Source organism: Streptomyces sp. BYX5S, from assembly GCF_054724165.1.
Genome location: NZ_CM138829.1, coordinates 3,909,180 through 3,921,841 on the forward strand (window position 1 = coordinate 3,909,180; position 12,662 = coordinate 3,921,841).

The window sequence follows — 12,662 nt, forward strand, 5'->3', positions numbered from 1 at the left end:
GGCCCAGCAGACTCCGCCGGACCCGGTCGAAGGGTCCGGCGGAGTCTGCTGGGCCGACAGAGGTTCGGGTCAGCCGTCACCGTCACCGGCGGCGGTGAGCCGACCCTCGGCGATCGCGTGGTGCACCTCGTTCTGCCGCGCCGTGAGCTCACGGCGTTCCGCGTCCAGCGCCTCGGCCTGGGCCTCGTCCGCCGCCATGAGCTTCACCAGGTCGCGGTCCGCCATGTCGAGCACGCCCATGTCCGCGTACGCCTGCTGGACCCTGGGCCCCCACAGCCCGATGTCCTTGACGCAGGGCACGATCCGGGTGAAGAGCCGTGACCGGAAGGCCCGCATGCGCGGGCCCCGGTTCATGTACTCCATGCATTCCTTCATGTCGAAGCCGAGCGTCTCCCACACCTCCTGCATCCGCAGCCGGTCGCGCATCAGGTAGCAGCCCTCGACGATGAAGTCCTCGCGTTCCGCGATCTCCTTGCTGGTCAGCTCCTTGTAGTAGTCCCGCAGCGCGAGGCGCCCGAAGGCCACGTGCCGGGCCTCGTCCTGCATGATGTACGACAGGATCTGCTTGGGCAGCGGCTTGTCCGTGCGGTCGCGCAGGATGCCGAACGCCGCGAGGGCCAGCCCCTCGATCAGGACCTGCATCCCCAGATACGGCATGTCCCAGCGGGAGTCGTTCAGGGCCTCGCCCAGCAGGGACTTCAGATGAGGGCTGATCGGATAGCTCATGCCGATCTTCTCGCGCACGAAACGTGTGAACAGCTCCGCGTGCCGTGCCTCGTCCATGACCTGCGTCGCGGCATAGAACTTGGAGTCGATGTCCGGCACCGACTCGACGATCCGGGCGGAGCAGATCATCGCGCCCTGCTCCCCGTGCAGGAACTGACTGAACTCCCAGGCCGCCATGTGCCGTCGCAGCTCCCGCTTCTCCCGCTCGTTCAGGCGGGAGTACTGCCGGGAGCCGTACAGCGCGAGGGCGTTCTCGGGCGTTCCGAGGACGTCACAGGGGTCCACGTCCAGGGACCAGTCGATCCGCTTCGTACTGTCCCACTGCTTGTCCTTGCCCTTCTGGTAGAGGTTCAGCAGTCGCTCTCGATCCGTGTCGTACACCCAGGTGAAGGTGTTGCGTCCCTGCATCGGGAAGGACCAGGCGGCGCTGGTGTCGGTCTGTGCGGTGCGGTCGCTCTCACTCATGATCGGTAAGTCCCTTGCGTGCTGCGGATGGTGGTCGCCCTGCGGTCATCGCACGGGCCCGGCCGGGGACAGCACCGGCAGCACCGCGGGAAGGACGTCGAGCGTGTAGCGCGTGCGCCCGCCCTTGACCTCGCCGTCCCACTCGAAGGTGAGAGGGGCGCCGTCGGTGCGTTCGATCTCCACGTGGCGGCCCCGCCGGTACAGCACCTCGGGCCGTTCGAGATGCCGTCCCTCCCGGGTGAGGCCGGGAAGCTCCAGAGGGTCGAGATCGCCGGTCACGACGCAGACGTCGAGCAGCGCGTCGTCCAGCACGGAGCGGGGCAGCAGGAGGAAGCCGCCGCCCCGGTAGCGGCCGCCCCCGACGGCCGTGAGGACGACGCTGCCGTCGTGCACCACCTCGCCGTCCACCACGACCCTGGCCGGATGCGGCGCGAAGTCGCGCAGCGTCGCGGCCACCGCTTGCCGGTAGCGGGCCCGGCCGCTGATCCCGGTGAGCCCGGCGGCCGTCAAAAGGGCCTCCGCGACGAGACCGGAGCATGCGCCCAGCAGCACGACGTCCCGTGTCTGGGCCACACGCGCCAGGTCGAGCCGCCGAAGGCGCGGTCGCGCCCCGGTGAAGGCGGCGGCGAGGGCCTCGTGCCACGGACGGTCGTGCCAGACCTCTTTGTAGAAGGAGTTCCCGGTACCGGCGGGAACGCAGAACAGGGCCGGTCCGCCGGGACCCGCCCCGGCGGTCACCATGCCGCCCGCCACGTCGGCGGCGGTGCCGTCGCCGCCGACCGCGACCACGGCGTCCACACCGTCCCCTGCGGCCTTCGCGGCGAGGATCCGGGCGTGCCCGGGGTGCGCGGTCCGCACTACGGCGACCTCTCCGACCAGCCTCCGACACGCCTCGGCGACCTCCGTGACGGGGGCCGCCACGGCGCCGCCCGCCCGCTCGTTCGCCACGATCACCGCAGTGCGTGCCCAGTGGCTCATGCTCTGCATCCTTGTCCGCATCGGATCGGCCGCCGCGCTGAGCGGAGAGAGCAGGATTCGAACCTGCGCGGGGCTCGGCACCCCTGACCGGAGACGGGCTCCGGCCCCCATTGGGCCGCTCTGGGAATCTCTCCTCGCCGGCCTCCGCGGCCGACACAAGGACGGTGTCACGCCGGACTTGCAGACCGCTGAAACGTACGTCTCAGCGCGCGGAACAGACCCGGCCTCGCTAGGAGTTGCTCCACCCGGTCGTGCGGGAGTACGCGTCGAGCAGGTCCACCACGAAGACGAGGGTCGAGCCCGCCGGGATCAGCGGTGACGGCGACTGGTTGCCGTAGCCGAGTCGCGGGGGAACGACGATCTCGCGTCGGCCGCCGACCCTCATGCCCCTCACCCCTCGGTCCCAGCCCTTGATGACCCTGCCGCCGCCCAGGGCGAACTTGAACGGCTCGTCCCGGTCCCAGGAGGCGTCGAACTCCTTGCCGGACGCGAAGTTCACCCCGACGTAGTGGACCCTGACCACCATGCCCGGCTTCACCTCGGGCCCATCGCCGACGACCAGGTCCCGGACGGTCAACTCGGCAGGAGCCTCCCCCTCCGGAACGTCCACCTCGGGCTTCGTCAGTTCGCTCATCGCGCGCACCTCGTCATCACTCTTCGATCGATCGCCGCCCCAGCACGGAGTGGCCGGACACAGCGTCTCAGGACCGAGGCCGCACGCTTCGTATCGCCTGCGCCTCGGGCAGTGACGAGAGCCCGCTTCTGTCGCTGCCGGGGCCCCGGCGGAGGAGGATGGAGAGGAAGAAACAGGCCGGTGAGAAGACGGGCCGGACCGATGGGCCGAGCGAGAGAGGAGGTGCGACGTCATGTCGCAGTTCATGGACGTCCACCACGGAATGAAGGGCCTCACGGCCGACGATCTGATGAAGGCGCACCAGGCGGATCTCGCGATCGAGAAGGAAGAAGGCGTCCACTTCGAGAAGGCATGGGCGGACCCGCAGTCCGGCACGGTCTACTGCCTGTCCGAGGCCCCCTCGGCGGAGGCCGTGCAGCGCATCCACGAACGGGCCGGCCACAAGGCCGACGAAATCCACGCCGTCCCGCTGACGGTGTGAGGCTGTGACGGTCCCGGCAGTGCCTCGTTGTCCTTGATCGAAGGTGAAAACACACTGACGTGACGAGGTAGTACATGCCGGTCGAATCGATCCGCGAAATGACCTACGGAGGCTTCGCCTTCGGTTGCCGGATCGTGGAGCAGCCACACCCGCGGACCGAACCCATCGTCGTCCTGGGCGGCGCCTACCAGAACATGCACTCCAACCGTCGCTCGGAGGGGCCGTGGGTGGCCGCGTCCACGGTGGTCAGCGTCGAACTGCCGGGTCTGGGCACCGCCGCCGACCTCCCGGAGGAGTACGGCTTCGACTTCCTGGGCGACGCCCTGGGGCACCTGCTGGACGAACTGGGCCTGGACCGGGTCAACATGATCGCGGTGTCCTACGGCACGGCGATCGCCTACCGGTACGCGCAACGCCACGCCGAGCGGGTGGCCCGGCTGGCGCTGGTGGGGTCCACCCCGGCCGTCCCGGACGACGCCCGCGCGGCCATCGCCCAGCTCAGCGAACTGCTGCGGGCCGGGGACACCGAGACGTTCGCCCGCCGCGCGGTGGAACTGTTGGTGTGCACCGAGCCCGCGTGCCTGACGGCCCACCCGCACGCTGCGGCGGAGGTACTGCGCCGCGTGCTGTCGGCCGCCGGACCGGCGGACATCCCTCGGTACATCGCGGCCAACGACCGGCTGCTGCGGCACCCGTTCGGCGACCCCGACGGCATCCACGGGGTGCGGGCACTGTGCGTCAGCGGCGAACACGACCGGCTGTGCCCGCCGGAGGGCGCGAGGGCGGTCGCCGCCAGCATTCCCGGGGCGATGCTCGCGGTGTTGCGGGGCAGCGGGCACGTCGTGCACCTGGAGCGGCCCCGTGACTTCAGCGACGTACTGGCGCGGTTCATGACCGACGAGCCGCTGGAGGACCATCCGGCGCTGCGCCGACTGGAGGCCGTGCCGTCGGCGCGGGCCGCCGCAGCCGCGGTCGGGGCTCATTGAGCGGCCCGGCGGACGCCGTCGGTGCCCGTGCCGGGGCGGTGCCCAAGATCGGGAGAAGTTGGCGTGAATTGGACGCACGTTACCTATCGGTATGCATCGACTTGATGAGCGATCAACAGTAGAACTCGTTCCCATTCCGTCGAGAGTGAGGAACGTGCGATGACCGACTCAACCCGCCCTGAAGTGGGCCGTAACGGGATCTCCCGCCGCGGCTTCCTCGCAGGAACAAGTTCTCTTCTCGGCGCCGTGGCCCTCAGCGGTCACGCCGCCGCGGCCGACCGCTCCACCGCGGCGGCCGTCGCTCCCGTCGCCGACGGGGCACACCTGCCCGCCCTCGTCATCGGCACCGGTTACGGCGGCTCCGTGGCCGCGCTCCGGCTCGCCGAGGCCGGCGTCGCGGTGCAGATGGTGGAGATGGGCATGGCCTGGGACACCCCGGGATCCGACGGCAAGATTTTCGCCAACACCACCACACCCGACAAGAGATCGTTCTGGCTGAGAACCAGAACGAAGCAGCCCCTGAGCAACTTCCTCGGCTTCCCGATCGACAAGGACATCCCGAAGTACACCGGGATCCTGGACGCCGAGGACTTCGCCGGCATCACCGTCTACCAGGGCCGCGGTGTCGGCGGCGGCTCGCTGGTCAACGGCGGCATGGCCGTGACGCCCAAGCGGGAGAACTTCGCGGCGATCCTGCCGTCCGTCGACGCGGGCGAGATGTACGGCACGTACTACCCGCGCGCCAACGCGGGGCTCGGCGTCGCCACCATCGACCCGGACTGGTTCGAGAGCGCCGCGTGCTACCAGTACGCGCGCGTCGGCCGTAAGCACGCCCAGCGTTCCGGCTTCCCGTTCGTGTTCGTCCCCGACGTGTACGACTGGGACTACATGAAGCAGGAGGCCGCGGGGACGGTGCCGAAGTCGGCGCTCGCGGGGGAGATCCTCTACGGCAACAACTACGGCAAGAAGTCACTGCAGAAGACCTACCTCGCGCGGGCCACGGCCACCGGCAAGGTCACCATCTCCCCGCTGCACAAGGTGACATCGGTCGCCCCGGCGGCAGGCGGCGGCTACACCGTCCGCATCGACCAGCTCGACACCACCGGCGCCGTCACCGCCACCAAGGAAGTCACCGCTGGCCGGGTCTTCTTCGCCGCGGGCAGCGTCGGCACCAGCAAGCTCCTCACCAGGCTCAGGGCGACCGGCGTCCTGCCCGCGCTCAACGGTGAGATCGGCAAGGGCTGGGGCGACAACGGCAACGTCATGTGCGGGCGCGCCAACCACCTCTGGGACCCGACCGGTTCGCTCCAGGCGTCGATCCCCACCGGCGGCATCGACAACTGGGCCGCGGGCGGCGCCTTCGCGGAAGTGGCGCCGCTGCCGACCGGCATCGAGACGTACGCCTCCTTCTACCTGTCCATCACGAAGACGCCGCAACGCGCCGAGTTCACGTACAACCCGACGACCGGCGGCGTCGACCTGAGCTGGCAGAGGGCATGGAAGCAGTCGGGGATCGACATGGCCAGGACCATCTTCGACAAGATCAACGCGAAGGAGGGCACGATCTACCGCACCGACCTGTTCGGTACGTACAAGATCTGGGGCGACCACCTCACCTACCACCCGCTGGGCGGCGCCGTACTGAACAAGGCGACCGACAACTACGGCCGCCTGCACGGCTATGCGGGTCTGTACGTCATCGACGGCGCGCTGATCCCGGGCAACACCAGCGTCAACCCGTTCGTGACGATCACGGCGCTCGCCGAGCGCAACATCGCCAAGATCGTCGCCGCTGATCTGTAACGGCCGCGGCCTGCCCGAGTCCCGGCCGCCCAGGTGCGGTTCAGGACTTGGGCAGGACGCACGCCGTGTCGAGGCCCAACACGTGGTTGAGCCGTCCGAAGGCCAGCCAGGAGCCGATGGCCATGCTCAGCTCCACGATCTCGGCCTGGCTGTAGTGGGCGGTCATCCGCTTCCAGAACTCCTCGTCCAGGCCGTGGTGGTCGACGGCGTAGCGCTCCGCGTACTCCGCCGCGAGCCGGGTCCGCTCGTCGAACGCGTTGGTCTCGCGCCAGCCCTCGACGGCGTCGAGGAACGACTCCTCGACCTTCTCGCCGTCCCGCTCGGTGCGCCAGTCCAGGCAGAACAGGCAACCGTTGATCTGCGCGATCCGCAGCCGCGCGGCCTCGAACTCCCGCAGCCCCAGGGTCGAATGGTCGTACACGGCCATGGAGAACTGCGCCGCCGCGGGCCCGATGCCGGGCACCATCTCGCCCCACACGTACGGGATGGGTTCCTGCCCGTCAGGTATGTCGATCCTCATGACTGCTTCCGATGTCCTCGCTGCTTCCGTCATGGCTGCTTCCTTCCGAGCCGGCCGACGGCGGGGGAGATGGGCACGTCGAGCGCGTCGTAGAGTCCGGGCGGCGCGGCCACGAGCCACTCGATCGCGCCGACGAGGCGCCCCACGGCGGTCGCGTTGCCGCCCGCCGCGTGGTTGCCGCCCTCGTCGGTGGCCTGGACGGTGACCTCGATGCGCGGACGGCCCTCGACGATCACCCGGTGCGCGCCCGCCCCGCCACCGGGCGGCACCGGCCAGTCGGGCGCACAGGACGGATGGATCCGCGTCGCGTGCTCGACGACGAGGCGCACCTCGCCGTCCACGACGCCCTGCACCTCGAAGCGGACCGCGCCCTGGGTGCCCGCGGCGAAGTCGCCCATGGCCGCCGTCGTGACGTCGCGCTCCAGCGCCCGGCGCTCCAACGTCTCGCGGATCTCGTCGAGTTCCACCCCGAGCGCCCGCGCCATCAGCCTCAGCTGCCCGCCCCACACCATCGTCGGCACGGACTCCGCCAGCATCAAGGGCTCGTACTCCATGGGGTGCCCCATGCCGACGAGATCGCGTACCGAGTCCTCCTGGTCGTACGTCGAGTAGTCGAAGATCTCCTGGCAGCGCAGCACGTCGACGCGGGTGCCGAGACCGCTGACCAGCAGGGGCAGTACGTCGTTGGCCCAGCCGGGGTCGACGCCGGACACGAACAGCGACCCGCCGCCCTCCGCGATGGCCGCGCGCACCGGATCGGTGAAGTCGGGCGGTGCGCTGCGGTGGTCGTAGAGCGGATAGAGGGCCGGGGAGACCACGACGGCACCGGTGCGCAGGGCGCGGCAGATGTCGTCGAGGGCCTCGTCGGGGCGCAGCTCGCCGGAGGCCGCGTAGAAGACAGCGCCGGGCCGGGCCGCGAGCACCGCGTCGACGTCCGTCGTCGCGGTGAGACCGAGGGCGTGGTCACAACCGGCCAGGTCGCCCGCGTCGCGGCCGTCCTTGGCGGGGTCGTGCACGAGTACGCCGCAGAGTTCGAGCCCGGGATGGGCGTCAACGGCTCGGATCGCCGCGCGTCCCACGTTCCCGGTGCCCCAGACCACCGTGGAAGTCATGCGCCGGAGCGTAACCTGACGTGTCGTCAGTTCATAGACCTGGTGCGTGAGTTGCACCTTCGGGGCGACTATGGGTGGGGCGGTGTGGCCGGTTCGGTACCGGTCGCGGTGGCAGTGAGGCGCCCGACGTGTGGATGATGGGGTCGGGCGCCTTGCTGTGTGAGGAAGACCCCGCACGGCCGAAATCGTGGCGCGGCAGCAGGGGCGTGGATGCGATGATCTCTCAGCTGTGTCCTGTGCACTGCGTCCTGCGTCTTACGCCCAGCGCAAGGGCGTTGCCACCCGCAGTGAGAAACCCATCGCGTCCTGCGCAGCGGCCGTCACCCTCGCCCCACTTCTGATGTGGGCGTTCTGATGTCGGCGTGACGTGACCCGACTCAGTCCTCGTCCTCGTCCTCCTCTCCGTCCTCGTCCATGCCCTCGTACGCGGAGAGGAAGAGCGCCGAGAAGCTGGGATACCTGGTCAGATCGCCGTACTTCGGCGCGAACTCGTAGGCGGCCCACTCGCCGTCCGGCCCGACGTCGGTCGGATCGAGCAACCAGAAGTCCTCTCCCTGGGCGATCTGGAGGGACCGGCGGAACACCTGTACATCGTCCTCGTTGCCGGGTATCGACTCGTAGACCGCGGTCACGCGCCTGCCGGCATCGCCGTCCCGCATCCACGAGACGCGGCCGCACGGATGGACGCCGTCCACCCAGGCGTCCAGGTGCGTCCATCCGTCACTCGCCAGGAAGAATCCCCGCAAGCTCGGTGGGAACCGCACCCCGAGGCGCTCCTCGGATGCCGCCAGGGCTTCTTCCCGAGCCGGTGCTTCACCCAGCCACAGCTCGATCCGCTCCTCTCGATCCAGCGCGTCCAGCTGATCGTCATCCAGCAGATCGGCCAGCTCGTCCTCGTCGGCAGAGGTCTTCACGTACCGCTCGCCGTACCGCTCCAGGAAGCCGCGCCACTCCTGCGGCGTGATCGGAACAGCGGCAACTGTGTTCTCTTCGGGCCCAGTTGTCTCACTCATGAAGGTCATGGTGCCCTATGGCTCTGACAACGCCGTCGTGTGCGCCCCGTCGATGCCGTGTTTGTCCATGCGCCGGGTCCGGTCCGGGTACGTCAGGCTGGTTCTCTTGATCGCGTTCATGGTTGGCGGGCGGGGCGGCGTTCCTCCTGTGTCAGGAGGAACGCCGCAACCACCTCTGTGAACGCCTCCGGCGCTGCGCGGTGGATCAGGTGTCCGACCGGGATGGTGACCATGTGTCCGCCGGGGATGCGGCGGGCCAACTCGGCGACGCCGTCCTGCGGCACATGGCTGCGTGGGCCGCCGGCCACCACGAGGGTCTCGGCGGTGACCTGGCTGAGTCGCTCCAGCCACCGGGGATCGGGCTGGTCGATCTGCCGCCTGACGGCGAGCACCATCTCCCAGTCGAAGGTCAGGTCGCCGTCCGGCCTGGTCGGGGCACTCGGCTCCCGGGGACGGGGGACCGGCACGTCCTCCAGGACGAGTCGGCTCACCCGCTGAGGGTGGTCCTGTGCGAGCAGGTAGGCCACGATCCCGCCCAGGGAATGTCCGATCAGGTCCACCGGGCCCAGTCCCAGAGCGTCCAGAAAGTGGAGCACATCGGCCCGCATGAGTTCGAGCGAGTAGTCCCCCGGCCAGTCGCTTCGGCCGTGCCCGCGCAGGTCGAGGCGGTACACCCGTCGGCTGTGGGCGAGGGCGGGCACCACCGGCTCCCAGTCGGTGGCATTCTCGCCGAGCGCGTGGATGAGGACGATCGGCGGAGCATCCGGCGGCCCCGACACCTGGTAGGCCAGCCGGACTCCTCTTGCGTCGACCGAGCGGTGATCAACCATGTCCGGAGGTTATGCGGTGAGGGACTGCCGGAGGATCGGCGTTCACTGGCGGCCGAACCACCCACTTCAGGCAGCCTCTGGCATACCTGGAGCGACTCCGGTGTCGGACTGCCTGGAGCGCAACGGGGCCTCCAGGCAGCCGACGTGAGGCTCTAGAAGAACCCGAGCTTCGTCGCGCTGTAGGAAACCAAAAGGTTCTTCGTCTGCTGGTAGTGGTCCAGCATCATCTTGTGGTTCTCGCGGCCGATGCCGGACTGCTTGTAGCCGCCGAACGCGGCGTGCGCCGGATACGCGTGGTAGCAGTTGGTCCAGACGCGGCCCGCCTGGATCGCGCGGCCCGCCCGGTACGCCGTGTTGATGTCGCGGGTCCACACCCCGGCGCCCAGGCCGTACAGCGTGTCGTTGGCGATCTTGATGGCGTCGTCGTAGTCGGCGAAGGAGGCGACCGAGACGACCGGGCCGAAGATCTCCTCCTGGAAGATCCGCATCCGGTTCTGGCCCTCGAAGATGGTGGGCTGCACGTAGTAGCCGCCCGCCAGCTCGCCGTCGTACTCGATGCGCTGGCCGCCCGTGAGGACCTTCGCGCCCTCCTGCTGGCCGATGTCGAGGTACGAGAGGATCTTCTGGAGCTGGTCGTTGGAGGCCTGGGCGCCGATCATCGTGTCGGTGTCCAGCGGGTGGCCGGGCTTGATGGCCTGGGTGCGGGCGATGGCCGCGTCGAGGAACTCGCTGTAGTGGCCCTGCTGGATCAGCGCGCGCGACGGGCAGGTGCAGACCTCGCCCTGGTTGAGGGCGAACATCGTGAAGCCCTCGAGGGCCTTGTCGCGGAAGTCGTCGTCCTTGGCCCAGACGTCGTCGAAGAAGATGTTCGGGCTCTTGCCGCCCAGTTCGAGGGTGACCGGCTTGATGTTCTCCGAGGCGTACTGCATGATCAGGCGGCCCGTCGTGGTCTCGCCCGTGAACGCGACCTTCGCTACGCGGGAGGACGAGGCCAGCGGCTTGCCCGCCTCCACGCCGAAGCCGTTGACGATGTTGACCACACCCGCCGGCAGCAGGTCCTTGACCAGGTCCAGCCAGACGTGGATCGACGCCGGGGTCTGCTCGGCGGGCTTGATGACGACCGCGTTGCCCGCCGCGAGGGCGGGGGCCAGCTTCCACGTCGCCATCAGGATCGGGAAGTTCCAGGGGATGATCTGCGCGACCACGCCCAGCGGCTCGTGGAAGTGGTACGCGACCGTGTCGTCGTCGATCTCGGAGAGGCTGCCCTCCTGCGCGCGGACCGCGCCCGCGAAATAGCGGAAGTGGTCGATGGCGAGGGGGATGTCGGCGGCGAGCGTCTCGCGGACCGGCTTGCCGTTCTCCCAGCTCTCCGCGACGGCGAGGAGTTCGAGGTTCTGCTCCATACGGTCGGCGATCTTGAGGAGGATGTCCGCACGGGAGCCGGGCGCCGTGCGGCCCCAGGCGGGTGCGGCAGCGTGCGCGGCGTCGAGGGCACGCTCGACGTCCTCGGCCGTGCCGCGGGCGATCTCGGTGAACGGCTGACCGTTGACGGGGCTCGGGTTCTCGAAGTACTGGCCGCGGGCGGGAGGCGTGTACTCGCCGCCGATGAAGTGGTCGTAGCGGGCCTGGTAGGAGACGACGGAGCCCTCGGTGCCGGGCGCTGCGTAGCGGGTCATGGTGCTGGCCTCCTCTGCGGCTGCCCGCCGTTGGGCAGCGTTCGCAGGGAGGCTAGGAGTCCGTACGTTGCAGGTACGTTGCGTGCAGGGACGTGGCGTGCGGGTGCCTGCGCGGTGCGCCTACGGGGTCGGGGCGCGCAACTCGTCGTCGAGCGCGGCGAGGCGGGCCAGGACCGGTGGGGTCGGGCGGATCGCCGCGAGCGCCCGCCACACGTCCAGGTCGTCCTCGCCCCACGGCGCGTGCGCCCAGTCCGCCAGCAGGTCCGGGTCGCCGCGGGCGATGAGCGCCGCCCGGAGTTCGGCGGCGAGCCGGTGCCGGACCCGGGCCACCGCCGGCGCCTGCGAACCGGGGAGCAGAGGGCCCGCGTACGCGGACGCCGCCGCCGTGACCGCCCCGGACGCCAGCCGCCGCTCCACGGTGGAGAGGTCCGAGTCGACCGGGGCCGCCAGCCGGTAAGGGCGGGAGCGCAGCACGTCGGGGCCCAACACCCGGCGCAGCCTGGCCAGTTCGGCCCGCAACGTCACCGGGGTCACGGACTCGTCCTCGTACAGGAAGCACAGCAACTCGTCGCCGGTCAGGCCCTCCGGGTGGCGGGCGAGGAGGACGAGGAGTTCGCTGTGGCGGCGGCTGAGGCGGAGCTTGTGGCCGGTCGGGGTGAGCAGAAGGGCCTCGTCGCGGCCGAGGACGCTCAGCCGCAGCGTCGGCTCGCTCACCGACTGCGGCGCCTGGAGCGCCAGTTGGGACTCCGCCGCGCGGGCCACCGCCTGCACGAACGCGAGGCTGTGCGGGTGCGCGAGACGGTCGCCGCCGGTGATGTCGACGGCTCCGAGCAGCCGCCCGGTGTGCGGGTCGTGCACGGGGGCCGCCGCGCACGTCCACGGCTGCACCTTGCGGATGAAGTGCTCGGCCGCGAACACCTGCACCGGACGGTCCACCGCGACGGCCGTGCCCGGCGCGTTCGTCCCCATCGCCGACTCCGCCCAGCGGGCGCCCGGCACGAAGTTCATCCGGCCCGCCGCCTGTCGCGTCCCGGTGTGCCCCTCGACCCACAGCAGTCTGCCGTGCGCGTCGCACACCGCCAGCAGATGCTCCCCGTCCGCCGCGAACGTGCCCATCAGCTCGCGGAACAGCGGCATCACCCGCGCTAGCGGATGCTCCGCGCGGTAGGCGTCGAGGTCGTCCTCGGGCATCTCCACGGACGCCGAGGCGTCCGGACTGACGCGCGCGCCCGCCGAGCGCCGCCAGGACGCGGCGACGACCGGGCGCACGGGACGCACCACGGTACCCGCCGCGGTGAACCGGTCGTGCGCGCGGCGCAACGCCCTGACCTGCTCGGACGGATCGGTGCCCGGCTCCAGGGCGACCCACTGATCGGTCAACTCGGCCTCCAGGGCGAATCCTCGCGACGGTGCGGTGACGCGACCATCGTCGCCCCGG

Annotated in this window: 12 protein-coding genes and 1 tRNA gene; 3 read left to right on the forward strand and 10 right to left on the reverse strand. The window is 70.1% G+C overall.

The window, feature by feature from the left end; all coding sequences use genetic code 11:
• Nucleotides 1–69: 69 nt before the first annotated feature.
• From ACYBSK_RS17700 to ACYBSK_RS17715, 4 genes are all read right to left on the reverse strand, one after another.
• Nucleotides 70–1,191 (reverse strand): ferritin-like domain-containing protein, encoded by a 1,122-nt coding sequence (locus ACYBSK_RS17700; RefSeq protein ID WP_457478072.1) that lies wholly within the window; start codon nucleotides 1,189–1,191, stop codon nucleotides 70–72.
• Nucleotides 1,192–1,236: 45 nt separating this feature from the next.
• On the reverse strand, nucleotides 1,237–2,169 hold the full coding sequence (locus ACYBSK_RS17705) for a diacylglycerol/lipid kinase family protein (protein WP_457478073.1): 933 nt from the start codon (nucleotides 2,167–2,169) through the stop codon (nucleotides 1,237–1,239).
• Between the two features lie 42 nt (nucleotides 2,170–2,211).
• Nucleotides 2,212–2,303: transfer RNA gene (locus ACYBSK_RS17710), tRNA-OTHER, on the reverse strand.
• 95 nt (nucleotides 2,304–2,398) lie between these two features.
• A complete protein-coding gene (locus ACYBSK_RS17715; protein WP_460246787.1) occupies nucleotides 2,399–2,803 on the reverse strand; it encodes an FKBP-type peptidyl-prolyl cis-trans isomerase in 405 nt (134 codons plus the stop codon).
• A 232-nt stretch (nucleotides 2,804–3,035) separates the two neighbouring features.
• On the opposite strand from ACYBSK_RS17715, the gene ACYBSK_RS17720 reads away from it, so the two are divergent.
• The 3 genes from ACYBSK_RS17720 to ACYBSK_RS17730 all read left to right on the forward strand — a co-directional run bounded on the left by ACYBSK_RS17720 (nucleotide 3,036) and on the right by ACYBSK_RS17730 (nucleotide 6,073).
• Nucleotides 3,036–3,284, forward strand: coding sequence for an SCO4226 family nickel-binding protein (locus ACYBSK_RS17720; RefSeq protein ID WP_457478075.1), 249 nt, complete (start codon nucleotides 3,036–3,038; stop codon nucleotides 3,282–3,284).
• Between the two features lie 74 nt (nucleotides 3,285–3,358).
• Nucleotides 3,359–4,270, forward strand: coding sequence for an alpha/beta fold hydrolase (locus ACYBSK_RS17725; RefSeq protein WP_460246788.1), 912 nt, complete (start codon nucleotides 3,359–3,361; stop codon nucleotides 4,268–4,270).
• 159 nt (nucleotides 4,271–4,429) lie between these two features.
• Complete coding sequence (locus ACYBSK_RS17730) at nucleotides 4,430–6,073, forward strand: GMC oxidoreductase (protein WP_460246789.1); 1,644 nt, start codon at nucleotides 4,430–4,432, stop codon at nucleotides 6,071–6,073.
• Nucleotides 6,074–6,113: 40 nt separating this feature from the next.
• Here the strand turns inward: ACYBSK_RS17730 and ACYBSK_RS17735 are convergent, their stop codons facing one another.
• From ACYBSK_RS17735 to ACYBSK_RS17760, 6 genes are all read right to left on the reverse strand, one after another.
• Nucleotides 6,114–6,593 (reverse strand): carboxymuconolactone decarboxylase family protein, encoded by a 480-nt coding sequence (locus ACYBSK_RS17735; protein WP_457478078.1) that lies wholly within the window; start codon nucleotides 6,591–6,593, stop codon nucleotides 6,114–6,116.
• A 29-nt stretch (nucleotides 6,594–6,622) separates the two neighbouring features.
• Complete coding sequence (locus ACYBSK_RS17740) at nucleotides 6,623–7,705, reverse strand: NAD(P)H-dependent amine dehydrogenase family protein (protein ID WP_460246790.1); 1,083 nt, start codon at nucleotides 7,703–7,705, stop codon at nucleotides 6,623–6,625.
• A 377-nt stretch (nucleotides 7,706–8,082) separates the two neighbouring features.
• Nucleotides 8,083–8,727 carry an SMI1/KNR4 family protein gene (locus tag ACYBSK_RS17745; RefSeq protein WP_457478080.1) on the reverse strand — a complete coding sequence of 215 codons (645 nt, stop codon included), beginning with the start codon at nucleotides 8,725–8,727 and terminating at the stop codon, nucleotides 8,083–8,085.
• A 107-nt stretch (nucleotides 8,728–8,834) separates the two neighbouring features.
• The gene (locus ACYBSK_RS17750; RefSeq protein WP_460246791.1) at nucleotides 8,835–9,548 is read right to left on the reverse strand and encodes an alpha/beta fold hydrolase; all 714 of its coding nucleotides are present in this window, start codon (nucleotides 9,546–9,548) and stop codon (nucleotides 8,835–8,837) included.
• A 152-nt stretch (nucleotides 9,549–9,700) separates the two neighbouring features.
• Nucleotides 9,701–11,224: an acetaldehyde dehydrogenase ExaC gene (exaC, locus tag ACYBSK_RS17755; protein WP_460246792.1), complete on the reverse strand. Its 1,524-nt coding sequence runs from the start codon at nucleotides 11,222–11,224 to the stop codon at nucleotides 9,701–9,703.
• A gap of 120 nt (nucleotides 11,225–11,344) precedes the next feature.
• A complete protein-coding gene (locus ACYBSK_RS17760) occupies nucleotides 11,345–12,604 on the reverse strand; it encodes a GAF domain-containing protein (RefSeq protein ID WP_457478096.1) in 1,260 nt (419 codons plus the stop codon).
• Between the last annotated feature and the right edge of the window lie 58 nt (nucleotides 12,605–12,662).